The organism is Flindersiella endophytica (assembly GCF_054779015.1).
Genome location: NZ_BAAGYY010000024.1, coordinates 725,689 through 750,007, shown reverse-complemented (window position 1 = coordinate 750,007; position 24,319 = coordinate 725,689). Strand labels below are relative to the sequence as shown.

Below are 24,319 nucleotides of genomic sequence, written 5' to 3'. Positions count from 1 at the left end.
GTCGCTGGGCGGCAAGTTTCCTCCCCCGTCAAGGAGTCGCGATGGATACAGGCGATACCGCGTGGTTGCTGGCTAGCTCCGCGCTCGTCCTGCTGATGACCCCGGGCCTGGCCTTTTTCTACGGTGGCATGACCCGGGCCAAGAGCGTGCTCAACATGCTCATGATGAACTTCGCCGCTATCGCCGTGGTCAGTGTCCTGTGGGTGCTGTACGGCTATTCGATTTCGTTCACCACAGACATCGGTGGCGGTCTGCTCGGTGGCTTCAGTGCCGTCGGGTTGAACGGCCAGATGGACATCCCCGCCTGGGACGGTGCCACCGTCCCGGCGACGGTGTTCGCTGCGTTCCAGTTGATGTTCGCGATCATCACGGTCGCCCTGATCTCCGGCGCGATCGCCGACCGGGTCAAGTTCTCGGCCTGGATGGTCTTCATCGTGCTGTGGTCGACCGTTGTCTATTTCCCAGTCGCGCACTGGGTGTTCTTCTTCGACGGGGGCAACGGAGGCTGGATCGCCGATCGCCTGCAGGCGCTCGACTTCGCCGGTGGTACGGCGGTCCACATCAACGCCGGTGCTGCTGGTTTGGCCCTCGCGCTGATCATCGGCAAGCGGGTCGGCTGGCGCAAGGAGTCGATGCGGCCGCACAACCTGCCGCTGGTGCTGCTCGGCGCGGGCCTGCTGTGGTTCGGCTGGTTCGGCTTCAACGCCGGCTCGGCCGTGGCCGCCAACGGAACCGCCGGCCTCGCCTTCATCAACACGCAGGTCGCGACCGCGGCCGCCGTGCTGGGCTGGCTCCTGGTGGAGAAGATTCGCGACGGTAAACCCACCACGCTGGGTGCGGCCTCCGGCGCTGTGGCCGGCCTGGTCGCGATCACCCCGGCCTGTGCGTCGGTCAACCCGATCGGTGCGATCGTCGTCGGTGTGGCCGCGGGCATCCTGTGTGGCATGGCGATCAGCCTGAAGAACAAGTACAACTTCGACGACTCGCTCGACGTCGTGGGTGTCCACCTCGTCGGTGGTCTGGTCGGCTGCCTGCTGATCGGGTTCCTCGCCACGGCGAGCTCGCCCGGCATCACGGTCGACGGCCTGTTCTTCGGCGGCGGGCTCACGCAGCTCTGGAAGCAGGCGATCGCGGCCATCGCGGTCGGTGGGTACTCGTTCATCGTGACGGGAATCATCGGCCTGGTGATCAGTAAGGTGATGGGCTGGAGGGTCTCCGAGGAGGCCGAGTCCGACGGCATCGACTACGCCGAGCACGCGGAGACCGCGTACGACTTCACCTCGATCGGCGTCAGCACCCGTCGGTTCATCGCCGGGGCCGAGCCGGAGCCCGAGGTCGAGGCTGCCCCGGAGGCGGTCGCGGGAGCCGACGGCGCCGAGGAGTCCGAGAAGTCCGAGGAGAAGGAAGGGAGCCCGGCCCGATGAAGCTGATCACGGCTGTCATCAAGCCGCACCGCCTGGATGAGGTCAGGGCCGCTCTCGAACAGGCCGGAGTCACCGGGATGACGGTGACCGAGGCCAGCGGGTACGGCCGGCAGAAGGGCCACACCGAGGTCTATCGCGGTGCGGAGTACGACGTCGACCTGGTGCCCAAGGTGCGCCTGGAGATCCTCGCCGACGACGGTGACGCGTCCGACATCGTCGCCGCCGTGACCAAGGCCGCCCACACGGGCCGGATCGGGGACGGCAAGGTCTGGGTCACTCCGGTCGAGACCGTGGTGCGCGTCCGTACCGGCGAGCGCGGTCCGGAAGCGTTGTGACTGCTCGCGAGGAGCGCACGGAAGCCGCAGACCTGCGGCTACGTGCGCTCCTCGCCGACGCTTTGAAGCACGACGACCAGCCTTCGACCGGGCTGGCCGTCGTCGCCGTCGGCGGATACGGCCGCGGCGAGCTGTCGGCGGCCAGCGACCTCGACGTCCTGCTCGTCCATGACGAGCGCCGCACCGACGTCGCCGGCATCGCCGAACGAATCTGGTACCCCCTGTGGGACGAAGGCGTACGCCTCGACCACAGCGTCCGTACGGTCGCCGAGACCCGCGAGGCCGCATCCGCGGACCTGCGTACGGCGTTGTCGTTGCTGGACGCGCGGCACGTCGCCGGCGATCCGGCCGTCACGATCGGGTTGCGTACCACCGTGCTGGCCGACTGGCGGCGCGCGGCGACCCACCGGCTCGGCGAGCTGCAGACCTCGTGCCGGTCGCGAGCCGACCGGGCGGGCGAGCTGGCCAGCCTGCTCGAGCCTGATCTGAAGGAGTCCAAGGGTGGCCTGCGTGACGGCGTCGTGCTGCGCGCGCTGGCGGCGACCTGGCTGGTCGAGGTACAACACACGTTGCTGGAACGCGTTCGCGGTGAGCTGCTCGACGTCCGGGACGCGCTGCACCAGGTGACCGGAGGCGCCGCGCGGCGGACGTCGGACCGGCTGCTGGCAGAGCTGCAGCCGGAGGTCGCCTCGCTGCTCGGCATGCCCGACCGCGAGGCGTTGCTGCGCCGGGTCTACCAGGCCGGGCGGACGCTCGCGCACCTCTGCGACACCACCTGGCGCCGGATCGACCGGCTGCTCGCCGATCGCGGTGGGCGCCGGACGGCGGTGCGGCGCACCGGGCCCAGGCCGGGACCGATCCTGACACCACTTGGCGGTGGCGTCGCGGTGTCCGAGGGCGAGGTCGTGCTGAGCACGGACGCCCGGCTCGGGCAGGACGCACTGCTGCCGTTGCGCGCCGGCTTCGAGGCTGCCGAGCGGCACCTGCTGCTGTCGCCGTACGCCTGTGACCGGCTGTCGCGGTCCTACGTACCGCTGCGGACGCCGTGGCCCGAGGAGGCTCGGCGGCTGTGGACCGGGCTGCTCGGCGCCGGGCGGGACCTCGTACCCGTGTGGGAGACGCTCGACCAGGCGGGCCTGATCGAGCCGCTGTTGCCGGAGTGGGCGGCCGTCCGCTGGAAGCCGCAGTGGTCACAGGCACACCTGCACACCGTCGACCGGCACCTGCTGCAGACGTGTGTGGAGGCGTCGGCGCTGGTACGCCGGGTGTCGCGGCCGGACCTGCTGGTCGCGGCCGCGCTGCTGCATGACATCGGCAAGGGCCAGCCCGGCGACCACTCGACGGCCGGTGCGGCGCTGGCCCGGCGGATCGCGCCGCGGTGGGGCTTCTCCGAACGCGACACGGCCGTCCTGGTCGGGCTGGTGCGACACCACCTGCTGCTGATCGAGAGCGCGACCCGGCGTGACCTGGACGACCCGGCGACGGTGAAGCGGGTCGCGATGGCCGTCGGCGACGCCGACACGTTGGACTTGCTGGCCGCGCTGACCGAGGCCGACGCCCGCGCGACCGGTCCGGTGGCGTGGACGCCGTGGCGGGCCGGGCTGCTCACGCGGCTGGTCGAGCTGGTGCGGGCGCGGCTGGAGCGCGGCGAGGTGCCGGCGCCGGCGCCGCTGGAGCCGTGGCAGTCGGAACTGGCTTCGGGCAGGGAGATCGAGGTGGTCGTCGAGCCGTCGCCGGACGGCGCGTCCGACACCAGCCGCGTGACGTTCGTGGCGCCCGACCAGGTGGGTCTGCTGGCGACGGTGGCCGGAGTGCTCGCGACCGCGCGGCTCAGCGTCCGGTCGGCGTCGGTCGAGACACTCGACACCGCAGGAGTGTCCGTGTGGTCGGTCGGCGGCGACCAGCCCGATCCGGCGTTGCTGCGCGAGCGACTGATCAGCGCACTCGCCGGCGGCATCGACCTGGCCGGGAGGCTTTCGGCGGCCGACCAGGCCTACGAGGAAGACCCCGACGTGGCGCCGGCGAACGTCCGCGTGGTGCCAGGCGTCTCCGCGACCGCGACCGTGCTGGAAGTACGCGCCCACGACCGGCCCGGCCTGTTCTGGCGGATCTGCGCGGCGCTCGCGGGAACGGGCTGCTCGGTGCGTTCGGCCCATGTGAGCACCTGGGCCAACGAAGCGGTCGACGTCTTCTACCTGACGACACCGGACGGCAGCCCCCTGCCCGAGCCCGACGCCGAAGCCGCCCGCGCGGCGACCGAGGCCGCACTGGCCGTCTACATCTAATTGCACATTTCACGTATATTTTCGTCGCGTCTGCAACGTTTTCGCCCCCCGCCGCGTGTTTGTGGGCAGCTCTTTCATGCCCATCAGTGATGACGGAGGGGACGATGCACATCAGACGTACATGGCGGCGTGCGCTCGCCTGGGTCGGGGCCGGCGCGACAGCCACCGGACTGCTGCTCGCGGGAGCACCGGCGGAAGCCGGGACTGGCGGCAGTGCCGCACTGGCCGAGCAGGTACGCCAGGCCATGGTCGCGCAGAAGTTCAACGAGGTGGTCGATCTGATGCCGCCGGCCAGCCAGGCAGCGGCCACCTCCGCACGAGACGAGGACGGCTTCGACCTGAGCGGCCAGCAGTCGCGGGCGCGGTCGAAGGCCGCGGTAGACGCGGCGGATCCGCCGCAGGCACATCAGATGCCGAACGTCGACACGGCGATCATCGAGCTGGATGGCAAAGGCCGTCCGGTCTCGGCGGTCGATGTGCTGATGAGCCCGAAGTACCCGAACGGTGTCGTCGTTCCGCTGAACAGGAACCTCGACACCACGGCCGTGCGCTGGCGTTCCTGGAACACCGCCGAGTGGAACGCGGGCTCGACCGGTTCGGTCGATCTCGTACCCGGGCGGGAGAACGCACCGCTGGAGCACATGGCGACCTATCCAGCGTCGGTGCTGAAGCTGATGGTCGGCTTCTCGGTGCTGCGGCTGGTCGACCGCGGCGACATCAGCCTGGATGACACACTGCCGTACCAGCCGGTCGACACCAGCTGTGGTGCGCCGGACACCGACACCATCCGTGGCTGGTTCGACCGGATGCAGACGGTCTCGGAGAACCGGGCCGCCTGCGCGTTGATCATGATGCTGTACCAGCGCAACGCCGTCGACGAGACCAATCAGCTGTTCCGTGACCTCGGCCTGCCGACACTGCAGATGGTGGCCGCCAGGGGCACCGAGACCGGCGGTGGCTGGATCAACACGATGAAGATGACGTCGATGGAGACGGCGAAGCTGCTTCTGGTGGTCAATTCCTCGCCGGGCGTGCTGTGGCGTAAGCCGACAGGTGAGCCTGTGACGCGGGATCTGCTGTCGGCGTCCTCGCGGGCGTTCTACTACGAGACGCTGAAGGAGCAGGGGCTGAACCAGGTGCTCACGACCACCAACTGGTGTGGCCGCGCGTACCCGGCGGAGGGCCTGATCCAGAAGGTCGACGAGCGCTGGATCAACCCGGCGGACGGCACGATGACCGTCGACGGGCGGGTCTATGGGCAGGACGTGCGGCCGTGCAACGCGCGGGCGGAGGTCACGTTCGCGCACAAGACGGGGTTGAGCGACCACGGCGGTGTCGACGCCGGGATCGTGCACTCGCTGCCGGGCAAACCGGTGCGCAACTACATCATGGTGGTCAACAGCAACCTCGGCGCCCGTTACACCGACGCCAACCGGCCGGCCGACCCGCCGGGGATCTACCCCGTCGCGTACACCGAGAAGCTCGGGCTGCTGGGCAAGGGCCTGGACGGCATCATGACGACGCGCCACTGCACGCAGGCCGTCGAGCAGGCGATGACCGCGGCACTGGCTGCCGCGCGCGGCTGAGGCGCTTGGTTCGCTCAGCCGAGCAGAGCACGCAGGCGGGCCGGGGTCATGCCGGTCTCGGCCCGCAGCGTGCGTGTGAGGTGGGCCTGGTCGGCGAAGCCGGTCTCGACCGCGAGCCGCGCGAGGTCGCGTTCGCCGGCGGCCAGCGACTCCATGGCCCGGCGAGTCCGCAGCCGGGCCTTGTAGCGGGTCAGGGTCTGGCCGGTGGCTCGCGAGAACACCCGCGACAGGTGGTACGGCGACAGCCCGGCCAGGGCGGCCAGCTCGCCGAGGGTGAGGGTGAGGTCGTCAGCCAGCGCCTCGCGTATGTCGTCGGCGGCTCGCCGCCGGCGGGCAGCGCGGGCCGGGAAGCCGGCCGCGACCGCTCGCGGCAGTAGGCCCGCGAGGACGTCGCCGACCAGACCGAACGCCAGCTCGGCCGTCGGGTGGCGCAGCAGCAGCCGGTGGGCGAGGTCGAGCGCAGGCGCGGTGAAGACGGCCTGGTCCGCGACGTTCGCGCGCAACCGGCTCCAGCCGCCGCCGGTGAGCGTCTCGAGCTGTGCGAGGCCGAGCGTGATCGACGTACACAGGTCGCCGCCGCGCGGGTGGGCCATGCGCTGTTCGCTGCCGGGCCGCTGCACGTAGCCGGTAGCCGCGTCGAGCACGGTTTCGGCGCCGTCGACCTCGCGGCGGAACAGCCCGCTGCGTACGAACACGATGCCGGAGCCCGTGATGGGCTCGACCGCCGACCAGCTGGGTTCCGTACCGTCACACGCGACGCTGGTGACGTCGACGCCGTCGGCGGACAGCAGCGATTCCCAGCTCAGCATGCTGACCAGCCTAGAGCGCAACATCGTTCAAGACCGGCGTCGCTCGTAGCGGCGAGAGTGGCGGGATGGACAACATCTTCCCGACCTTGCTGCACGCCGACGGCCCGTACCCGGAATGGAAGGACGAGCTTCAGCTCTACGGCCAGTTCGTCGGCTCGTGGGATTTCGTCATGAAAAGTTACGACGAGCGCACCGGCCGCTGGACCGAGGCACCGTACGAGGCGCACTTCGGCTGGGTGCTCGCCGGCCGGGCGATCCAGGACGTCTGGGGCCGCGCGGACCACGGATGGGGGACCACGGTGCGCTCGTACGACCCGCGCATCCAGGCCTGGCGGATCCAGTGGGCCGGACCACGGTCCGGCTTCTTCTCGACGTTCATCGGACGCCAGGAGGGTGACCGGATCGTGCAGCACGGCACGCAGCAGGACGGGAGCTCGCTGATCTGGAGCTTCAACGACATCACGCCGGACTCGTTCGTCTGGCGCGGCCAGGTCTCCGACGACGGCGGCACGACGTACCGGCTGGAGCAGGAGATGCACGCGCGCCGCCGGGTGTGACTGCTCGGGCGGGTCGGGCACACTTGGCCGGATGAACGGGCACGCCGACGCTGTGTGGCTCCAGCGCGAGATGATCCGCCGGCATCGCCTGGACGACGACGAGTCGATGGAGCTCAGGAGCGAGGTCTGGCGGGCCGCACGAACGAGACTGGACTGGCCGGTCGAGACCGTGGCCTGGGCACTGGACGCGGCACGGAAGGTCGTGTCCACCCGGCCGTTCAACTCGACGTACCTGCTCGGCCTGCCCTACGCCGCCACCCGCGAGCTCCCGGTGGAGCGGCGAGCAGAGCTCGCAGACCGCTGGACGTGGTTCGCCGACCGCGCTGACCTGCTGGGATACCTGTGGCCGGGCCCGCTGCCGGACCTGGCGTTGATCATCCAGCGGCTGCTCCCGGCCGGGCCGGGCTCACCCGATCCGCACCACGTGTTCAGCGACCGCTGCCCGCTGGCCGCCCGGCTGCGGCCCGAACTGCCGCTGACCGAGCCCGCCATCGCCGAGTTGTTCGGCCTGTGCGAGCGGATCTCCGAGCGGCCGCCCGCCGACCACCCGGCCTTCCTCGCTCAGGCGAGACCGCTGCTCGCCAACGGCGGCGGTCAGGTCCTCCGGAAGGCCGTGCTCGTCGCGCTGGCGCACGTGCCGGTCGACACGACCGTCTGGGTACGCGGCCGGCAGGAACGGCAGCGGATCTGGTGCCGTCACTCGACCCAGCGCGTACTCGACGCCGTGCTGCTGGCGCTCTCGGAGGTGCCCGAGCCCTGGGTCGACCCGCTGCTGGGAGCGATCGGCACGCGGGAGGTCCTCGCCCATCCGGCCCGGCGAGGCCGCCGTCCGCCGCTGCTGAGAAGCGCCATGCAGGCGCTCCTACGCCGCAAGACGGAGGCGGCGACCGGAGAGCTGGGCCGGATGTACTCCGCGTACCCGGACGAACTGGATCACTGGCGCTGGGTGATCGAGAAGCGCCTGAGGCGGTGACGGGTAGGCTGGGCCGAACCGACTCACTTCGCATACTCGACGGCCAGAGGGATCTGCCTACACGTGTTCGCCACACTTTCGGACCGCCTCGAGGCGGCGTTCAAGAAGCTCCGGGGGAAGGGCCGGCTCACCGACGCCGACCTCGACACGACCGCGCGCGAGATCCGGATCGCGCTGCTCGAGGCCGATGTCGCGCTGCCGGTCGTCAGGGACTTCATCAAGCAGGTGAAGGAGCGGGCCCGCGGCACCGATGTGCACCAGGCGCTCAACCCCGCCGAGCAGGTCATCAAGATCGTCAACGAGGAGCTCATCCAGATCCTCGGTGGCGACACTCGCACGCTCCGGTTCGCCAAGAACCCACCGACCGTGATCCTGCTCGCTGGTCTCCAGGGTGCCGGTAAGACCACGCTGGCCGGCAAGCTCGGTCGCTGGCTGAAGGGCCAGGGCCACACTCCGTTGCTGGTCGCGGCCGACCTCCAGCGCCCCAACGCCGTCGAGCAGCTCCAGGTGGTCGGCCAGCAGGCCGGCGTGCCCGTGTTCGCTCCCGAGCGCGGCAGCGGCGTCGGCGATCCGGTCGACGTGGCGCGGCAGAGCATCGACTACGCCAAGCGGCAGCTTCACGACGTAGTGGTCGTCGACACCGCGGGCCGGCTCGGCGTCGACGCCGACATGATGCAGCAGGCGATCAACATCCGCGATGCGGTCAAGCCCGACGAGATCCTGTTCGTCGTCGACGCGATGATCGGTCAGGACGCGGTGACGACCGCCGAGGCGTTCCGCGACGGCGTGGGCTTCGACGGCGTCGTGCTGGCCAAGCTCGACGGCGACGCGCGTGGTGGTGCGGCGCTGTCCGTACGCCACGTGACCGGCCGTCCGGTGATGTTCGCGTCCAACGGCGAGAAGCTCGACGACTTCGACGTCTTCCACCCCGACCGGATGGCCTCGCGCATCCTCGGCATGGGCGACGTGCTGACGCTGATCGAGAAGGCCGAGCAGGCCTTCGACGAGAAGCAGTCCGCCCAGATGGCGGAGAAGCTCAAGACCGAGCGCGGCTTCACCCTCGAAGACTTCCTCAGCCAGATGCAGGCCGTCCGCAAGATGGGCTCGCTGTCGAAGATCCTCGGCATGCTGCCCGGCATCGGCGAGATCCGTGACCAGGTCGAGAACATCGACGACCGCGAGCTCAACAGAGTCGAGGCGATCATCCGCTCGATGACGCCGGCCGAGCGCGACGATCCCAAGATCATCAACGGCTCCCGGCGGGCTCGGATCGCCGGCGGCTCGGGCACCACCGTGACCGACGTGAACCAGCTCGTCGAGCGGTTCATGGAAGCCCGCAAGATGATGAGCCAGCTCAGCCAGGGCAAGGGATTCCCCGGCATGGGCGGGATGCCCGGCATGCCGGGCATCGGCCCGGGTGGCGGCGGTGGCGGTGGAGGCCGGCGCGGCAAGAAGGGCGCGAAGGGCAAGAAGCAGAAGCGAGGCTCGGGCAACCCCGCCAAGCGGGCCCAGCAGGATGCCGCCGACCAGCAGCGCCGCGACGACTCCGACGATCCGGCCGGTCCGGGCGGGTTCGATCAGCTGGGCGGCCTCGGCGCCGGCGACCTGCCGGAGATCCCGAAGGACTTCGAGCTGCCCAAGGAAGTCCGGGAGATGCTCGGGAAAAAGAACAAGTGAGCCTTCGCTTCTCCGGGGTCGTCCTGCCCGAGGGGGAGCAGCGTGACCTCTACGTCGTCGACGGGACCGTGACGTACGAGCCGGTCGCTTCGGCTGCCACGGTGTCGCGCGGTGGGTTTCTCGTTCCCGGGCTGGTCGACGCGCACTGCCATGTGGGGCTGGCGCTCGACGGTGGAGTGCCCGCCGACGAGCAGGAGGCGCAGGCGCTGGCCGACCGCGACGCCGGCGCGCTGCTGTTGCGCAACCCCGGCACGCCGGTCGACACCCGCTGGATCGACTCGCGTGCCGATCTGCCGCGGATGATCCGGGCGGGGCGGCACATCGCGCGGACCAAGCGCTACCTCCGTAACTACGGCGTGGAGATCGAGCCTGCCGAGCTGGTGCCGGCGGTGGTCGAGCAGGCGCGTGCGGGCGACGGCTGGGTGAAGCTGGTCGGCGACTGGATCGACCGCGAGGTTGGCGATCTGGCGCCGTGCTGGCCGTTGGACGCGCTGCAAGCGGGGATTGCGGCGGCCCACGCCGAGGGCGCGCGGGTCACGGCCCACGTCTTCGGCGAGACCGCACTGCCCGACCTGCTGGCGGCGGGAATCGACTGCCTCGAGCACGGCGTCGGACTGTCGGACGCCCTGCTGGCCGACATGGCGGCGCGGGGCGTCGCCCTGGTTCCCACCCGGCTGCAGATCGACAACTTCGAGGGCTTCGCGGCCCAGGGCGAGGCGAGGTTCCCGGCGTACGCGTCGCACATGCGCGCGTTGCTGGGCCGGGTCGACGACATGCTCCGAAACGCTTACGACGCAGGCGTTCCGCTGTACGCCGGCACCGACGCGGGCGGCTTCCTGCCGCACGGGCTGATCGGCCAGGAGATCCTGGCGATGTCGTCGAAGTCGGGCATCCCGGCGTTCGACGCGCTCGGTGCGGGCTCCTGGCGCGCCCGCGAATGGCTCGGTCTCAACCCCACACTGGACGAGGGCGCTCCCGCCGATTTCGTCGTGTACGAAGCGAATCCGCTCGACGACCTGCGCGTCCTGCAGTCGCCGTCGCACATCGTGCTGCGGGGATCTGTTTACTAGCGTGAACGTCGGCCGCTGAAACGCAGAGCGGTGGAGGCTTCCGGCCTGTCGGCCGGGCAACCTCCACCGCTGCCGGGCAAGCCTCAGCTGCCCTCGGTGACCTCGTAGATGTGGTCGGGAACCAGGCCGTGGGCCTCCCGGTGCACCGCGATCGCCGCTTCGGCGTCGGGGGCGTCGACCAGGCAGAAGACCTTGCCTTCCGCCTCGTCCGCCCAGTAGCGCAGGTATTTCACGCCGTAGTCGCCCTGGACGCGCAGGTCAGCCTCGTGCGCGCTCGCGACGTCGGCCAGCTTGGCCCCCTCGGGCAGGTGTTCGTGTACATCCATGAACAGCGGCATCGCAGTTCTCCCTAACTACTTTCGGAGCTGTCCGGTTCAACGGCTCCTTCGTGCCAGAATCAAGTTTCGTGGGGGGCATCACACAGCACCATGACCAAGCCACCGCGGCGCCTGACCAGGCAGCCACACTCCAGGTGGCGCTCAGCCGGCTGCGGCTGCAGGGAGCGATCTTCCTGCGCGGCGAATACACCGAGGCCTGGGCCTACGACTCGCTACCGCCGGGCGACGCGGCCGCGTTGCTGGCGCCCGGTGCCGGCCGCGTGATCCTGTTCCACCTGATCGCCGCCGGTGGCGCGTGGATCGAGGCTGACGGCAGCGGACGCCACTGGGCCGCCGCCGGCGACGTGATCGTGCTCCCGTACGGCGACGCGCACCGGATGGGCGGCGCCGAGCCGGCGGACTGCGTGCGGATCGACAGCCTGATCCAGCCGCCACCGTGGGAACGGATGCCGGTCATCCAGCACGGCGGAGGTGGCGCCGCGACCGAGGTGATCTGCGGCTACATGGTCTGCGACGACCCGCTGTTCGATCCCCGGCTGCGCGCGTTGCCGCCGGTCTTCGTCGTACGGCCGCCGGACGGGCCGGTCCGGGAGTGGGTGCGGGCGAGCATCGGATACGCCGTCCAGCAGACGACGCTCGTCGCCTCGGATCGTTTCGAGGCGCCGACGCCGCTGTCGGAGCTCCTGCTGATCGAAGTACTCAAGCTGCACCTGGCGACGGCTCCGGTTGCCGAGACCGGCTGGCTGCGGGCATTGCGCGATCCCGTGCTCGCGCCCGCCCTGGCGGCGATCCACGGCTCGCCCGAACGCAAGTGGACCTTGCTCTCGCTGGCGCGGCAGGCCAACGTGTCGGTCTCGCTGCTGGACGAGCGGTTCCGGGAGGTGCTCGGGCTGGCGCCGATCCGCTATCTCACCGGGTGGCGGATGCACCTCGCCAAGGACCTGTTGCGTACGTCGGATCTCGGCGTCGCGGCTGTGGCGCGCCGGATCGGCTACGACTCGGAGGAAGCGTTCAGCCGGGCGTTCAAACGCGAAGCCGGCAAGGCGCCGAGCGTCTGGCGGGTCATGGCCTGACCGGCCGGCGGACGAGGCTGTCGTGCTCGCGGCGTTCGACGACTACGAAGCCGTGGGCGAGGAACAGGCCGAGATGACCGCGGTAGTTGGCGGCGGCCGACGTGTCCGGCTGGTTCAGCGGGCGGGCCTCGACGCTCTTCGCGCCGCGGGTTTGGGCGTCGGCCAGGACGTGGGCGAGCAGGGCGCCGGCGACGCCGTGCCGCCGGAACGGGGGCGCGATCGCGAAGCAGCCGATGTCGATCGTGGCGTTCTCGCGCATGGTGGCGTTGACCCAGCCGGCCGTACGGTTGCCGGCGTAGGCGAGATAGCCGTACGCGCGTCCGTTCCGCAGCATCTCGACCATGCACGAGCGATTCACCTGCCATGGCCGCGAGCTGGTGTCGCCGAGGAGGGGGCCCGTGCAGTAGCACACGGCGTCGACGGGATTACCGGCGAACGCGTCGTGGTCGAAGAACGCGAGCCAGTCCTCGATCCGGTCGTCGCGTTCGTTCCGGTCGTTCCGCTCGTCCACGACCGGGTGCACCTCGATCGCGCCGATGGTGTCGAGCCGCTCGGTCGAGCCGGTCAGGCGCTGCGTCGCCTCGGCCACGTTGCGGATCGCGATCTCGGGGAACGGCCAGTCGGGGTGCGCCTCGCGTACGTGCTCGACGTAGGCGTCGCTGAACGCACGCAACGTGCCGCCTTCCACCACGGTTCCGCAGCCGTCACACGCGAGACTCGCCATGGCAGGTGAGCCTAGACGACAAACAGGACAGCGAACGTCATGCTTTCGGGGTAGGTTTGCCCGGTGAAATTCGCGTTGTACGGGCTGCATCGTGGGAGCAGTGCCTCCCCTGAAACCATGGCGCGTCGGGCGCGTCGAGCCGAGGACGCCGGGTTCGAGGCGCTCTGGGTGGGCGACCACATCGCGCTCCCGGTCGGCGACGACACGAACGCCGCCGATCCGGTCGGCCAGCCGCGGATCGAGGCCGTGGTCACGCTGGCGCACCTGGCGGCGCTGACCAGCCGGATCCGGCTCGGGTTCGGCGTACTCGTCCTGCCGCAGCGGCAGCCGGTCCTGCTCGCCAAACAGCTGTCGTCGATCGACTTCCTGTCCGGCGGCCGGCTCACGGTGGGCGTCGGCGTGGGCTACGTCGAGCCGGAGTTCCGGGCGCTCGGCGTACCCCTGGCCGAACGCGCCGCTCGTACCGACGAATACCTCTCCGTGCTCCGCACCTTGTGGGCTGACGCTTCGCCGGCGTTCGACGGCCGCTTCGTGTCGTTCGACGGGGTGGCGCAGCAGCCGCAGCCAGTGCAGCGGCCCCACCCACCCATCGTGGTCGGCGGCCACTCGGCGGCGACGTACCGGCGCGTGGTCCAGTCGGCGAACGGCTGGTACGGCTGGGAGCTCTCGGTGGAGGAGACCACGGCCGCCCTCGCCCAACTCGAGGCGGCGCGAGCCCGCCACGGCCGCCCCTCCGACCTCGGCGAGATCGAGGTGAGCATCACGCCGCCAGGCATCCCGGACCTCGACACCGTCCGCCGCTACGCCGAAGCGGGAGTGCACCGCCTCGTCCTCCAACCACCGACGATGGACGGCACCGCCATGGACGACCTGATCGACCTGGCCGCCACCACCCTGATCGACCACGCCTGACCCGGCGACGATCCGCCGGCGTCGAGCCGACACCTTCGTCGCCACTGGTCCCGCCGCCACGCGATCTGCGGTGCTACCGCGTCGGTGAGGACGGGCCGCCAGAAGTCTATGGAACGTTCGATCAGGTGATGGCATCCGAGCTGGAAGAGCGCCGATGCCTTGGTCGCGCAAAGGCGGCGACGCCTGGCAGTCATCCCTTCTCGCCGGCAGCTACCGGCTCGTCGTAATCGTCTGCGCGGCCAGCGCCATGCTCGTCGCCTGCGGCCTGCTCTTTACTGGCACGGCGCGGGCCTCCGATGGAGATGGACATGGCGGCGGCCAGGAAGCACAGCAGTCCGGCACCGGTGAACGCCACGGTGTAGCTGCCCATGCCGTCCCGGATCAACCCGGCACCGGTGGCAGCGATCGCCGCGCCGATTTGGTGGGAGGCGAAGACCCAGCCGAACACGATCGGGCCGGCGTCGCCGAAATGCCTTCGGCACAAGGCGATCGTCGGCGGAACGGTGGCCACCCAGTCCAGCCCGTAGAAGATCACGAAGAACAGCAGGCTCGGATGCACCGTCGCCGAGAGGAGGAACGGCAGTACCAGCAACGACCCGCCACGCAACGCGTAGTAGACGCCGAGCAGAACGTTCGCGGGCAGCCGGTCGGTGAGCCAGCCGGACGCGACCGTGCCCACGATGTCGAGTACGCCCACCATCGCCAGCAGGCCCGCGGCGACCGGCTCGGCCATCCCGTGATCGTGCGCGGCGGGAATCAGGTGGATCTGGATGAGCCCGTTGGTCGAGATGCCGCAGATCGCGAAGCCGCCGACGAGCAGCCAGAACGCGCGGCTGCGCGCTGCGTACCGGAGCGTCGACAGCGCCTTGCCGGCCGCGGGGTGTGGGGTCGGCGTGGCTGCTTCGGGCGCGGCTTCGTCGGCACCGTACGGACGCAGTCCGATGTCGCGCGGGTAGTTGCGGACGAACAGCACGACCATCGGGATGATCGCCAGCGCCGCGACACCGACGGCGACCGACGCCGAGCGCCAGCCGTACGACACCGACAGCCCGGCGAGCAGCGGCAGGAAGATCAGCCGGCCGGTCGCGCCTCCGGCGGTGAGGATGCCGGTGACCAGGCCGCGTTGCTTGACGAACCAGCGGCCCGTGAGCGTGGCGACGAACGACAGCGCCATCGCGCCCGTACCGAGGCCGACCATGACGCCCCACGTCACGATCAGGTGCCAGCTGTCGGTCATGAAGATCGGCAGTACGGCGCCGAGCGCGATCAGGCCGAGCGCGGCGCCCATCACGCCGCGCATGCCGAATCGCTCCATCGCGGCGGCGGCGAACGGCGCCGTGAGGCCGTACAGGATCAGGTTGATCGAGATCGCGACGCCGATCGTGCCGCGCGACCAGCCGAACTCCTCCTGCAGCGGCGTGATCAGGACGCCCGGCGTGGCGCCGAACCCGGCCGCGCCGACCAGCGCGAGCAGTCCGACGGCGGCGACGATCCAGGCACGGTGGAGGCGGGGCACAGCCCTGGTGAGAGTCACACAGTCGAGCCTGCCGGAGCGGCGGGGCGCACGCGAGTGGCCTGATGGCCAATATGTGCAAAGATTGGGCCATGACCTCGACAGGGCGTCCGGAACGCACTCTGGTCGACCATCCCCACCGGATCGCGGTGCTGGCGATGGACGCGGTGGTGGCGTTCGACTTGGGTACGGCGCCGCAGATCTTCCGCAACGCCAAGGATGCTTCGGATCGCGGCTTCTACGACATCCGCGTCTGCACGGCCGACGGCGGCCCGATCGAGACCAACGCGGGCTTCCAGGTGATGCCGCAGTACGGACTGGAAGCCGTGGAGGACGCCGACACGATCGTCGTGCCCGGGCTCTACGACCGTTCGATACTGGTCGACGGCGTGCTCGACCCGAAGATCGCGTCGGCGCTGCTGCGGGCGGCGGAGGCCGGGAAGCGGCTGATGTCGATCTGCACAGGCGCGTTCGTACTCGCGGCCGCCGGCCTGCTCGACGGCCGCCCGGCGACGACGCACTGGTGGCATGTGGAGCGCTTCCGTTCGCTCTTCCCCGCCGTGGCGCTCGACCCCGACGTCCTCTTCGTCGACGACGGCGACGTGCTGACCTCGGCCGGCGTCGGGGCGGGCATCGACCTCTGCCTGCACGTCATCCGCCGCGACCACGGCTCGTCCGTCGCGAACGAGGCGGCGCGCAACTGTGTCGTACCGCCGTGGAGGGACGGTGGGCAGGCGCAGTACATCCAGCAGCCCGTACCGCCGGTGACCGGAGCGACGACCGAGCCTGCGCGCCAATGGGTGCTGCGGCGGCTGGACCAACACGTCACGCTGCCGGCGATGGCCGAGCAGGCCCGGATGAGCGTCCGCACCTTCACCCGCCGCTTCCGCGACGAGACCGGCCTGTCACCGGGCGAATGGCTGACCCGCCAGCGAGTCGAACGCGCCCGCGACCTCCTCGAGTCGACCGACCTGCCGGTGGACCGGGTGGCGAGGGAAGCGGGCTTCGGTACGACCGCGTCGCTGCGCCAGCACCTCCACACCGCGTTGGGCGTCTCCCCACTCGCGTACCGCCGCACCTTCCGCGGCGCCTAGACGATCTATTCCAAGGGGTCGCCTGACGCGCGACGCCTGGCGTCCACGCTGGCTGCGTTGTCGTCGATCGCCGGAGGCCCTCCTGGCTCCTCCTCCGGCTGTGCCCACCCCCACCAACGGCGCCATGCGCCGCGCGCTTGACCGGCGACCCCCTGGAATAGATCGTCTAGTCTCGACGGCGGGCGGGTTCGGTTGGGTCTTCGTCGGTCGCCAGGTCGGTGGCGGGCTGTTCGGCTTGCTCGCCGGCGGCAGGTCGATCGGTGGTGCGCGTCGCGCCTATGGCGAGGAGGCCGAGGGCGCCGAGGACGGCGCCGGCGGCGCAGATGATCATGACGAGGGTGTAGCTGCCGGTGAGGGTGCGGAGGTAGGCCGCGCCGAGGGGGACGGCGGCCTTGGTCACCATCAGCAGGCCGGCCATCAGACCGGCGAGGGTGGCGTAGCCCGCGACGCCGTAGCGGTCGGCGATCATGGCGGGGCGGGCGATGGTCCCCACGCCGAAACCGATGCCGAAGGCCAGGATGCAGACGATCGCGCCGGCGATGCTGCCGCCGAGGAACGGGAGCGCCACCGCGCCGCCCGCCTGCACCAGGAAGATCACCGCGACGATCGTTGTCATCCGGGTACGGCGCTGGGCGAACGTCGTGACGATGCGGCCGGTCACCGACAGCACGCCGAACAGCCCGGCGATCGTGGCGGCGAGCGTCGCCGAGTGGCCGAGTTCGACGAGGTACGCGACGATGTGCACGCTCAGCACGAAGATGCCGATCGACTCGGCGACGAACGAGCCGGTCATCAGCCAGTACGCCGGGTCGCGGAACGCCTTCGCCAGCACGGTCTTCCGGTCGCCGTCGCCGGCCACCGCGCCACCCGGACCGCCACGCCCGCCGCGTCCAGACGCCTCCGCTGGCAGGGCCATCGGCGGCCGCCGGACCAGCGCGTGCAACGGGATCGTCAACGCGCCATAGATGATCGCGAGCACGATCAGCGCATGCCGCCAGCCGTACGCGTCGACCAGGAACCCCGTCAACGGCAGGAAGATCGTCGACGCGAACCCGCCCGCGATCGTGATCGTCAACATCGCGGTGCCCCGCCGAGGCGGCTGGAACCACGTCACGACGACCGCGAACGCCGCTTCGTACAGCACGCCGACCGTCGACAAACCGATCAGCACGGCCACGGCGTACAACGCGAGCAGGCTGTGCACCTGCGACCAGGCCAGCAGCCCGACGGTCGCGGCGATCGAACCTCCGACCATCAGCCCACGCCCGCCGTGCCGGTCCAGCCAGCGCCCCGCCGGCACGGCCGCGAGCGCGGCGGCGAGCAGCGTCAACGTCGCCGCGAACGTGATCGGAGTCCGGCCGGGTGCCGAGATCGTGCTGCATGGGTACGAGAAAGACCGCGAAGGCGTAGGAGAGTACGCCGTATCCAAGCGTCGTCGTCACGGCCAGCGCGGCAACCAGTATCCAACCGTATGTCGGTCTTGATCCGGTCGAGTCCATCACTGTCAGTCTACGGACCGCTCAGCGCGATCGAAGGCGTGCCGTGCTGAACCGCAGCCGGTCGGCGCTGCGCCGCGGCTCTCGCCGGAGGGCCGGCCCCTGACCATGGGCCCGGCCCTCCCCGCGCACCGGCCGTTTGACTCCAAGCGGCACGATTGTCCTTATGGCCCAACACAACGGTGACAACCTTCGTGCCCTCCTGCTCGAGAACATCCACCCCGACGCGTCCGCTCTGCTGTCGGAGGCGGGCTACAAGGTCGAGACCTACGACGGTGCGCTGGGTGAGGACGAGCTGGCGTCGCGCATCGAGGGCGTTCACCTGCTGGGCATCCGATCGACCACCTACGTCACGCCGAAGGTCCTCGACCAGGCTGACTCCCTGCTCGCGGTCGGCGCGTTCTGCATCGGCGTCAACCAGATCGACCTGTCCGCCTGCACCGAGCGCGGCATCGCGGCGTTCAACGCCCCGTTCTCCAACACCCGTTCCGTCGTCGAGCTCGTGATCGCCGAGATCATCTCGATGGCCAGACGACTCACCGACAAGAACCATGCCATGCACAACGGCGTCTGGGACAAGTCGGCCAAGGGCAGCCACGAGATCCGCGGCCGCAAGATCGGCATCGTCGGCTACGGCAACATCGGCAGCCAGCTGTCGGTGATCGCCGAGGCGCTCGGCTTGTCGGTCTACTTCTACGACGTCGCCGACAAGCTCGCGCTCGGCAACGCCAAGCGCTGCGCCACGCTCGACGAGCTGCTCGAGACCGTCGACGTCGTGACGCTGCACGTCGACGGCCGGTCGGAGAACCGCGGCTACTTCGGCGAGCAGGAGTTCGCGCGGATGAAGCCGCGCTCGCTGTTCCTCAACCTCTCGCGCGGCTTCGTCGTCGACCACGAGGCCCTGCGCCGGCACATCGAGTCCGGCCACATCGCGGGCGCGGCCGTCGACGTGTTCCCGGCGGAGCCCAAGCGCCAGGGCGACTCGTTCGAGTCGGCGCTGCGCGGGCTGCCCAATGTCATCCTCACGCCCCACGTCGGCGGCTCGACGCAGGAGGCGCAGCAGGACATCGGACAGTTCGTGGCGGGCAAGCTGCACCAGTACGCCAGCGCCGGCAACACCTCGCTCTCGGTCAACCTGCCGGGCCTCGCGCTGCCCGAGCAGACCGGCGCGCACCGGCTGGCCCACATCCACGTCAACACACCTGGTGTGCTCGCCCAGATCAACAGCCTGCTTGCCGAGCACGGCGTCAACATCGAGGGCCAGTTCCTCGGCACCAAGGCCCAGACCGGCTACGTCATCACCGATATCGGCGCGCCGGCCGACCAGTCGGTGATCGACGCGCTGACCGCGATGGACGAGACGGTTCGCCTGCGCGTGCTGTCGTAGGTCCGACAAGTCCGAAAGTTCCGATTGAGCAAGCTGCCTGCTCGCGGCGAGCAGCTTTCGCTATTGGACACAGCGGGCCGGGCGTGAACAGGATGAGAACCATGCCTGAACAGCTCGAAACCCGCTCGTTCGGATCGACCGGCCTCCAGGTGACCCGCCTCGGCTTCGGCGCGATGGAGATTCGCGGCGAGCGGATCTGGAACGGCCGGCCGGTTCGTGACGAGCAGGCCCGCGACATCCTCGGCGCGGTGCTCGACACCGGCGTCAACTTCGTCGACACGGCAGGAGACTACGGCCGCAGTGAGGCCTACATCGGCCAGTACATCGCCGACCGCCGGAGCGAGTACGTCCTGGCCACCAAGTGCGGCTGCTCGATGGTCCCGGCCGGTGACCACGACGAGACACCGCACCAGTGGGACCGCGACCACCTGCTCGGCAACATCGCCGAGAGCCTGCGCCGGATGCGTACCGACTACGTAGACCTGCTGCAGCTGCACAACCCCGCGGTCGAGCTCGCGGAGGAGCACAACCTCGTCGACACGTTGCGCGAGATCCGCGACTCCGGTCGTACGAAGTTCATCGGGATCTCGTCGACCTCGCCGCACCTCGCGACGTACATCGGTTGGGGCGTGTTCGACTCGTTCCAGATTCCTTACTCCGCGCTCGAACGGCGGCACGAGACGTTGATCCAGAAGGCGCACGACGCCGGTGCCGGCACGATCGTGCGCGGTGGCGTGGCCCGCGGCGAGCCCGGCCAGGGCCTCGGAGCGGCCGACCGGTGGGCCACCTGGGAACGCGCCAAGCTCGACGAGCTGCTGGACCCGGGGGAGAGCCGGACCCAGTGGCAGCTGCGGTTCACGCTCAGCCACCCCGGCGTCGACACGATCATCGTCGGCACGCTCAACCCTGAGCACCTGGCCGACAACGTACGCGCCGCGCAGGCCGGCCCGCTCGCCGACGACGTGTACGCCGAGGCCAAGCGCCGCCTGGACGAGGCCGGCGAGTCCCCGGAGGAGAACTGAGCATGACGACTCCCAAGCGAACGCTCGGCCGCAGCGGCCTCGAGGTCAGCGCGATCGGCTTCGGCTGCTGGGCGATCGGCGGCCCGCACAGCCGCGACGGCAACCCGATCGGCTGGGGCGAGGTCGACGACAACGAGTCGGTCGCCGCGATCCACGCCGCGCTCGACGAGGACATCACGTTCTTCGACACAGCCGACGTCTACGGCTGCGGGCACAGCGAGCGCGTGGTCGCCCGGGCGCTGCGCGGCAAGCGCGACGGCGTGGTGATCGCGACCAAGTGGGGCTTCACCTACGACGAGGAGCGCCGCGAGTCGCCGGGCACGGACGCGTCGCCGGAGTACGTCCGGACCGCGTGCGAGGCGAGTCTGCGGCGGCTGGAGACCGACACGATCGACCTGCTGCAGTTCCACCTCGGCGGTGCCTCCCCGGGCGAGGCCGACGGTGTGCTGGAGGTGCTGGAGTCGCTGGTCGCCGAGGGCAAGATCCGGTCGTACGGCTGGAGCACCGACGACCCGACGCGGGCGGAGCAGTTCGCCAGCCGCGAGCACTGCTCGGCGATCCAGCAGGCGTTCAACGTGCTCAGCGGCAACGCCGAGACTCTGCGCGTCTGCGAGGCCAACGGCGTCGCCAGCATCGTGCGCGGCCCGCTCGGCATGGGGCTGCTGTCGGGCAAGATGCGCGCGGACACGACGTTCGCCGACAACGACGTCCGCCGCGGCTGGAACTTCCGTGGTGCCGACGCCGAGAAGCTGGCAGCGGTCGACAAGGTACGTGAGATCCTGACGGCCGACGGCCGGACACTCGCCCAGGGTGCGCTCGGCTGGCTGCTCGCGAAGAGTCCGGCGTTCGTGCCGATTCCGGGGATCCGGACGGTCGCGCAGGCGCGCGAGAACGCCGGAGCGCTGCGCCACGGGCCGCTGTCCGACAGTCAGATGGCCGACGTCGAGACGGCGCTGGGACGGGCCTGATGCGGATTCTGATCACCGGAGCGACCGGCAACCTCGGTAAAGGACTGGTCGCCCTGCTGCGCGCCGCCGGGCACGACCTCGTGCTGTCCGACCTGGGGACGGCACCGGACGAGCCGCCGTTCGACGGGCTGCCGTACCACCAGGCCGACATCCAGGTCGGCGTCGGTCTCGAGACGGCGGCGCGGGGCTGCGACCTGCTGCTGCACCTGCCGGCCTGGCACGGCATCCACTCGCGGACGAAGACCGAGGCCGACTTCTGGCGGCTCAACGTCGACGGGACGTTCTGGGCCCTGCAGGCCGCGCGCTCGGCCGGCGTCAAGCGGCTGGTGTTCCTCTCGTCGATGTCCTGGCACGGGCACTACGACAAGTACGGCTTCACGAAGCGGGTCGGTGAGGAGCTGTGTGAGTACCACCGGCGCAACCACGGCCTGGGCTACGTCACGATCCGCCCGCACGACTTCACGCCGTGGGGCTCGGACTATCTCAACCGCTACGGCGCTCGCCTGCTCTACGGCGGCGTCGACCGCGAGGACGTGCTGTCCTGCGTCCACGCGGCGGTCGACCACCTCGGCGGTGAGCCGGCCGGAGCAGAGCCTGAGGGTCTCGTCGTGAACGCCGTGCGTGCCAACGCGTTCGAGGAGGAACAGCTCGAGGGCTGGGAGGCCGACCCACGGGCCGCGGTCGAGCGGATCTTCCCCGGCGCGCGTGAGCTGGTCGAGCGGTACGCCATCGACATCGCCCGCCGGCCGTCGCTGGTGGACACCGGCGACGGCGACCGGATCGGGTACGCGCCCGAGCACCACTTCGGGACGTTCCTGGAGGAGCTGCGCAGGCTGGACGCCACGGGCCCAGAGGCCGTACGTCAGGTCTCCTGCTCGTATTGAGGCCGTCGGACGAGGGGTATACGCTACAGATGTAGCGCTACATTTGTAGCGGACCTTCGTTCGAAGGATGGCAGCATGCGAGAGACCGACGTTCTCGTCGTAGGCGCCGGGCCGACCGGATTGATGCTCGCCTGCGAGCTCGCACTCGCCGGAGTCCGGGTCCGAGTCCTGGAACGACGTAGCGAGCAACCCAACATCACGCGGGCGTTCGCCGTGCACGCTCGCACGATGGAGCTGATGGACGGCCGCGGGCTGGCCGGGCAGCTCCAGGAGAACGGAACCGCGGTGGTGAACGCGGCCCCGTTCCCAGGTGCGAACCTGGATCTGACCAAGGAGATCAAGACTCGCTATCCGATGATCCTGATCGTTCCGCAGAGCGGGACCGAGAAGGTACTGGAAGCTCGCGCGGAGAAGCTCGGCGTCGACATCGCCAAGGGCGCGAAGGTGACCGGCCTCCGGCAGGACGACAACGGCATCGAGCTCGACGTCGAGCACGACGGCAGGACCGAGACCGAGCGTGCGCGCTTCGCGGTCGGCTGCGACGGCGCCCACAGTACGATCCGCGAGCTGCTCGGCGTCGACTTCGTGGGCAAGCAGTACCAAACCCACATCATGCTGGCCGACGTGCGGTTCGACGGCGACATCCCGCCCGGCCTGTTCGGCATCCCCGGCGAGGACGGAATGGTGCTGAGCGTCCCGTACGGCGACGGCTGGTTCCGCGCGATCGTCTGGGACCGCAGCCGCGACACGGTGCCGCTCGACGAGCCTGTGACCGGGGCGGAGATGCGCTCGGCGTTCCAGCGGATCGCCGGCACCGACTCCGGCATGAGCGAGCCGAAATGGACCTCGCGGTTCCTCAGCGAGCGGCGGCAGGCCCGGACGTACCGCGTCGGCAACGTGTTCCTGGCCGGCGACGCGGCGCACGTGCACTCGCCGCTCGGCGGGCAGGGCATGAACACCGGGCTGCAGGACGCGTACAACCTCGGGTGGAAGCTGGCCGCGGTCGTCCAGGGCTGGGGGCCGGACTGGCTGCTCGACACGTACGAGAAGGAGCGGCACCCGGTGGGCGCGCAGGTGCTGGCGCTCACCGACCTGTTCGTCAAGCTCGTGCTGGGGTACGGCAAGATCCGCCGGGCGGTGCGCACGTTCACGATCCGGATGTTGCTGCGGATCCCGAGGTTCCGGCACGAGATCGCCGGACGGCTGACGGGGATCGGACTGCGCTACGCCCCGGCACGCAGATCCGGCGACACGTCCTGGAGCGGGCGGCGGATCCCGGACCTGCCGGCCGGTGACGGGCGGCTGTACGAGCGGTTGGCGACCGGTCGTTTCCTGCTGGTCGACACGACTGGGACCGCCTCGCTGGCCGGGCTGGTCGAGCCGTACAAGGACCGGGTCGAGCTGGTGAACGCCACGGCGACGGCCACGGTGCCGGCGGTGTCGCTGATCCGGCCGGACGCGTACATCGCGTGGGCGGCCAGGACGAGTGGTGCCGAGGCCGACGTGGAGGCACAGGTGAAGGCCGCGCTGGCCGAGTGGTGCGGCGAGGTGTGAGCGAAAGTGCAAGCGGTGAACGAGGTGCGTGGCGATGCCCCGGGCGAACCCTGAGCGGCGCGGCCGGCTGGCCGACGCCGCGATCGAGGTGCTCGCCCGGGACGGTGCCCGCGGGCTGACGCACCGGGCCGTGGACGCCGCGGCCGGTGTGCCCGCTGGTACGACGTCGCGTTACTTCCGTACGCGGGAGGCCTTGCTGCACGGCGTCGTCGAACACTCGGTGGGCTCGCTGACCGCCGCGCTGGCCCGCGCCGGCGAAGGCGTCCGCGAGCCAGGCGTCGAGGCGATGGCGGGCGCGGTCGCCATCGTGGTGACCGAGGCGGTGACGGGCCGGCGCGACCGCAGTGCGGCGATCTGCGAGCTCCTGCTCGAAGCCCGCCGCCGTCCCGACCTCGCGGGCCAGCTCAACCAGGCCCGCGAGGCGCTGCTGGACCTGCTGCGCCGGATCGCCAAGGCCACCCAGGTCGACGTGACGGACGAGCAGGCCGTCCAGCTGCTGGCGTTCGCGACGGGAACCGTGTTGACGACGTTGACCGGCCCGGCGCCGGAGAACCCGGACGAGCTGCTCGGACGCAGGGTGGAGCCGTTGGTGCGGGGTGCGGTCGCCGCGATCCTGCGGTCCGGATGAGCAGTCACCG

Annotated in this window: 22 protein-coding genes; 17 read left to right on the top strand and 5 right to left on the bottom strand. The window is 70.3% G+C overall.

The annotated features are described in order from the left end of the window. Nucleotides 1-41: 41 nt before the first annotated feature. From ACYVF6_RS31260 to ACYVF6_RS31245, 4 genes are all read left to right on the top strand, one after another. Entirely contained in the window at nt 42-1,424 is a 1,383-nt protein-coding gene (locus tag ACYVF6_RS31260; RefSeq protein WP_460526224.1) for an ammonium transporter, read from the top strand. Next, nucleotides 1,421-1,759 carry a P-II family nitrogen regulator gene (locus ACYVF6_RS31255; RefSeq protein ID WP_460526223.1) on the top strand — a complete coding sequence of 113 codons (339 nt, stop codon included), beginning with the start codon at nt 1,421-1,423 and terminating at the stop codon, nt 1,757-1,759. Before ACYVF6_RS31260 ends, ACYVF6_RS31255 begins: the two co-directional genes overlap by 4 nt. Next, entirely contained in the window at nt 1,756-4,044 is a 2,289-nt protein-coding gene (locus ACYVF6_RS31250; RefSeq protein ID WP_460526222.1) for a [protein-PII] uridylyltransferase, read from the top strand. Before ACYVF6_RS31255 ends, ACYVF6_RS31250 begins: the two co-directional genes overlap by 4 nt. Nucleotides 4,045-4,148: 104 nt before the next feature. Continuing rightward, nucleotides 4,149-5,630, top strand: a complete 1,482-nt coding sequence (locus ACYVF6_RS31245) for a serine hydrolase (RefSeq protein WP_460526221.1) — start codon at nt 4,149-4,151, stop codon at nt 5,628-5,630. Between the two features lie 14 nt (nt 5,631-5,644). On the opposite strand, the gene ACYVF6_RS31240 is transcribed toward ACYVF6_RS31245, so the two are convergent. Then, nucleotides 5,645-6,439, bottom strand: a complete 795-nt coding sequence (locus ACYVF6_RS31240) for a helix-turn-helix domain-containing protein (protein ID WP_460526220.1) — start codon at nt 6,437-6,439, stop codon at nt 5,645-5,647. Between the two features lie 65 nt (nt 6,440-6,504). Between ACYVF6_RS31240 and ACYVF6_RS31235 the strand changes: the two genes are divergently transcribed. The 4 genes from ACYVF6_RS31235 to ACYVF6_RS31220 all read left to right on the top strand — a co-directional run bounded on the left by ACYVF6_RS31235 (nt 6,505) and on the right by ACYVF6_RS31220 (nt 10,716). Beyond that, a complete protein-coding gene (locus ACYVF6_RS31235) occupies nt 6,505-6,996 on the top strand; it encodes a hypothetical protein (RefSeq protein WP_460526219.1) in 492 nt (163 codons plus the stop codon). Nucleotides 6,997-7,027: 31 nt separating this feature from the next. Next, on the top strand, nt 7,028-7,969 hold the full coding sequence (locus ACYVF6_RS31230; RefSeq protein ID WP_460526218.1) for a hypothetical protein: 942 nt from the start codon (nt 7,028-7,030) through the stop codon (nt 7,967-7,969). Between the two features lie 63 nt (nt 7,970-8,032). After that, nucleotides 8,033-9,646 (top strand): signal recognition particle protein, encoded by a 1,614-nt coding sequence (gene ffh, locus ACYVF6_RS31225; RefSeq protein ID WP_460526217.1) that lies wholly within the window; start codon nt 8,033-8,035, stop codon nt 9,644-9,646. Beyond that, entirely contained in the window at nt 9,643-10,716 is a 1,074-nt protein-coding gene (locus tag ACYVF6_RS31220) for an amidohydrolase family protein (RefSeq protein WP_460526216.1), read from the top strand. The genes ffh and ACYVF6_RS31220 overlap by 4 nt, the downstream gene beginning before the upstream one ends. 83 nt (nt 10,717-10,799) lie before the next feature. Here ACYVF6_RS31220 and ACYVF6_RS31215 read toward each other — a convergent pair whose 3' ends face one another. Then, on the bottom strand, nt 10,800-11,054 hold the full coding sequence (locus ACYVF6_RS31215; protein WP_460526215.1) for a DUF4242 domain-containing protein: 255 nt from the start codon (nt 11,052-11,054) through the stop codon (nt 10,800-10,802). Nucleotides 11,055-11,122: 68 nt separating this feature from the next. Between ACYVF6_RS31215 and ACYVF6_RS31210 the strand changes: the two genes are divergently transcribed. Further along, nucleotides 11,123-12,127, top strand: coding sequence for an AraC family transcriptional regulator (locus ACYVF6_RS31210; protein ID WP_460526214.1), 1,005 nt, complete (start codon nt 11,123-11,125; stop codon nt 12,125-12,127). On the opposite strand, the gene ACYVF6_RS31205 is transcribed toward ACYVF6_RS31210, so the two are convergent. Then, the gene (locus ACYVF6_RS31205) at nt 12,117-12,851 is read right to left on the bottom strand and encodes a GNAT family N-acetyltransferase (RefSeq protein WP_460526213.1); all 735 of its coding nucleotides are present in this window, start codon (nt 12,849-12,851) and stop codon (nt 12,117-12,119) included. The genes ACYVF6_RS31210 and ACYVF6_RS31205 overlap by 11 nt on opposite strands. A gap of 63 nt (nt 12,852-12,914) precedes the next feature. Here ACYVF6_RS31205 and ACYVF6_RS31200 point away from each other — a divergent pair, with 63 nt between their 5' ends. Continuing rightward, nucleotides 12,915-13,763: an LLM class F420-dependent oxidoreductase gene (locus ACYVF6_RS31200; protein ID WP_460526212.1), complete on the top strand. Its 849-nt coding sequence runs from the start codon at nt 12,915-12,917 to the stop codon at nt 13,761-13,763. 190 nt (nt 13,764-13,953) lie between these two features. Here ACYVF6_RS31200 and ACYVF6_RS31195 read toward each other — a convergent pair whose 3' ends face one another. Beyond that, nucleotides 13,954-15,297 carry an MFS transporter gene (locus ACYVF6_RS31195; RefSeq protein ID WP_460526211.1) on the bottom strand — a complete coding sequence of 448 codons (1,344 nt, stop codon included), beginning with the start codon at nt 15,295-15,297 and terminating at the stop codon, nt 13,954-13,956. 71 nt (nt 15,298-15,368) lie between these two features. Here ACYVF6_RS31195 and ACYVF6_RS31190 point away from each other — a divergent pair, with 71 nt between their 5' ends. Further along, nucleotides 15,369-16,370, top strand: coding sequence for a GlxA family transcriptional regulator (locus ACYVF6_RS31190; RefSeq protein ID WP_460526210.1), 1,002 nt, complete (start codon nt 15,369-15,371; stop codon nt 16,368-16,370). A 166-nt stretch (nt 16,371-16,536) separates the two neighbouring features. Here ACYVF6_RS31190 and ACYVF6_RS31185 read toward each other — a convergent pair whose 3' ends face one another. After that, nucleotides 16,537-17,799, bottom strand: a complete 1,263-nt coding sequence (locus tag ACYVF6_RS31185) for an MFS transporter (protein WP_460526209.1) — start codon at nt 17,797-17,799, stop codon at nt 16,537-16,539. Nucleotides 17,800-18,032: 233 nt separating this feature from the next. On the opposite strand from ACYVF6_RS31185, the gene serA reads away from it, so the two are divergent. The 6 genes from serA (at nt 18,033) to ACYVF6_RS31155 (ending at nt 24,309) form a co-directional block, all read left to right on the top strand. After that, nucleotides 18,033-19,253, top strand: coding sequence for a phosphoglycerate dehydrogenase (gene serA, locus ACYVF6_RS31180; protein ID WP_460526208.1), 1,221 nt, complete (start codon nt 18,033-18,035; stop codon nt 19,251-19,253). 101 nt (nt 19,254-19,354) lie between these two features. Further along, nucleotides 19,355-20,275, top strand: a complete 921-nt coding sequence (locus tag ACYVF6_RS31175) for an aldo/keto reductase (protein ID WP_460526207.1) — start codon at nt 19,355-19,357, stop codon at nt 20,273-20,275. 2 nt (nt 20,276-20,277) lie between these two features. Next, the gene (locus tag ACYVF6_RS31170) at nt 20,278-21,243 is read left to right on the top strand and encodes an aldo/keto reductase (RefSeq protein ID WP_460526206.1); all 966 of its coding nucleotides are present in this window, start codon (nt 20,278-20,280) and stop codon (nt 21,241-21,243) included. Continuing rightward, the gene (locus ACYVF6_RS31165) at nt 21,243-22,127 is read left to right on the top strand and encodes an NAD-dependent epimerase/dehydratase family protein (RefSeq protein ID WP_460526205.1); all 885 of its coding nucleotides are present in this window, start codon (nt 21,243-21,245) and stop codon (nt 22,125-22,127) included. The genes ACYVF6_RS31170 and ACYVF6_RS31165 overlap by 1 nt, the downstream gene beginning before the upstream one ends. Before the next feature lie 75 nt (nt 22,128-22,202). Next, entirely contained in the window at nt 22,203-23,681 is a 1,479-nt protein-coding gene (locus ACYVF6_RS31160) for an FAD-dependent monooxygenase family protein (RefSeq protein WP_460526204.1), read from the top strand. A gap of 34 nt (nt 23,682-23,715) precedes the next feature. Then, entirely contained in the window at nt 23,716-24,309 is a 594-nt protein-coding gene (locus ACYVF6_RS31155) for a TetR/AcrR family transcriptional regulator (RefSeq protein WP_460526203.1), read from the top strand. The last annotated feature ends 10 nt before the right edge of the window (nt 24,310-24,319 follow it).

Coding starts and splice junctions, on each gene's coding strand:
- ACYVF6_RS31260 (WP_460526224.1), top strand. CDS start 42: ATGGATACAGGCGATACCGCGTGGTTGCTGGCTAGCTCCGCGCTCGTC.
- ACYVF6_RS31255 (WP_460526223.1), top strand. CDS start 1,421: ATGAAGCTGATCACGGCTGTCATCAAGCCGCACCGCCTGGATGAGGTC.
- ACYVF6_RS31245 (WP_460526221.1), top strand. CDS start 4,149: ATGCACATCAGACGTACATGGCGGCGTGCGCTCGCCTGGGTCGGGGCC.
- ACYVF6_RS31240 (WP_460526220.1), bottom strand. CDS start 6,439: ATGCTGAGCTGGGAATCGCTGCTGTCCGCCGACGGCGTCGACGTCACC.
- ACYVF6_RS31235 (WP_460526219.1), top strand. CDS start 6,505: ATGGACAACATCTTCCCGACCTTGCTGCACGCCGACGGCCCGTACCCG.
- ACYVF6_RS31230 (WP_460526218.1), top strand. CDS start 7,028: ATGAACGGGCACGCCGACGCTGTGTGGCTCCAGCGCGAGATGATCCGC.
- ACYVF6_RS31215 (WP_460526215.1), bottom strand. CDS start 11,054: ATGCCGCTGTTCATGGATGTACACGAACACCTGCCCGAGGGGGCCAAG.
- ACYVF6_RS31205 (WP_460526213.1), bottom strand. CDS start 12,851: ATGGCGAGTCTCGCGTGTGACGGCTGCGGAACCGTGGTGGAAGGCGGC.
- ACYVF6_RS31190 (WP_460526210.1), top strand. CDS start 15,369: ATGACCTCGACAGGGCGTCCGGAACGCACTCTGGTCGACCATCCCCAC.
- serA (WP_460526208.1), top strand. CDS start 18,033: ATGGCCCAACACAACGGTGACAACCTTCGTGCCCTCCTGCTCGAGAAC.
- ACYVF6_RS31175 (WP_460526207.1), top strand. CDS start 19,355: ATGCCTGAACAGCTCGAAACCCGCTCGTTCGGATCGACCGGCCTCCAG.
- ACYVF6_RS31170 (WP_460526206.1), top strand. CDS start 20,278: ATGACGACTCCCAAGCGAACGCTCGGCCGCAGCGGCCTCGAGGTCAGC.
- ACYVF6_RS31165 (WP_460526205.1), top strand. CDS start 21,243: ATGCGGATTCTGATCACCGGAGCGACCGGCAACCTCGGTAAAGGACTG.
- ACYVF6_RS31160 (WP_460526204.1), top strand. CDS start 22,203: ATGCGAGAGACCGACGTTCTCGTCGTAGGCGCCGGGCCGACCGGATTG.
- ACYVF6_RS31155 (WP_460526203.1), top strand. CDS start 23,716: ATGCCCCGGGCGAACCCTGAGCGGCGCGGCCGGCTGGCCGACGCCGCG.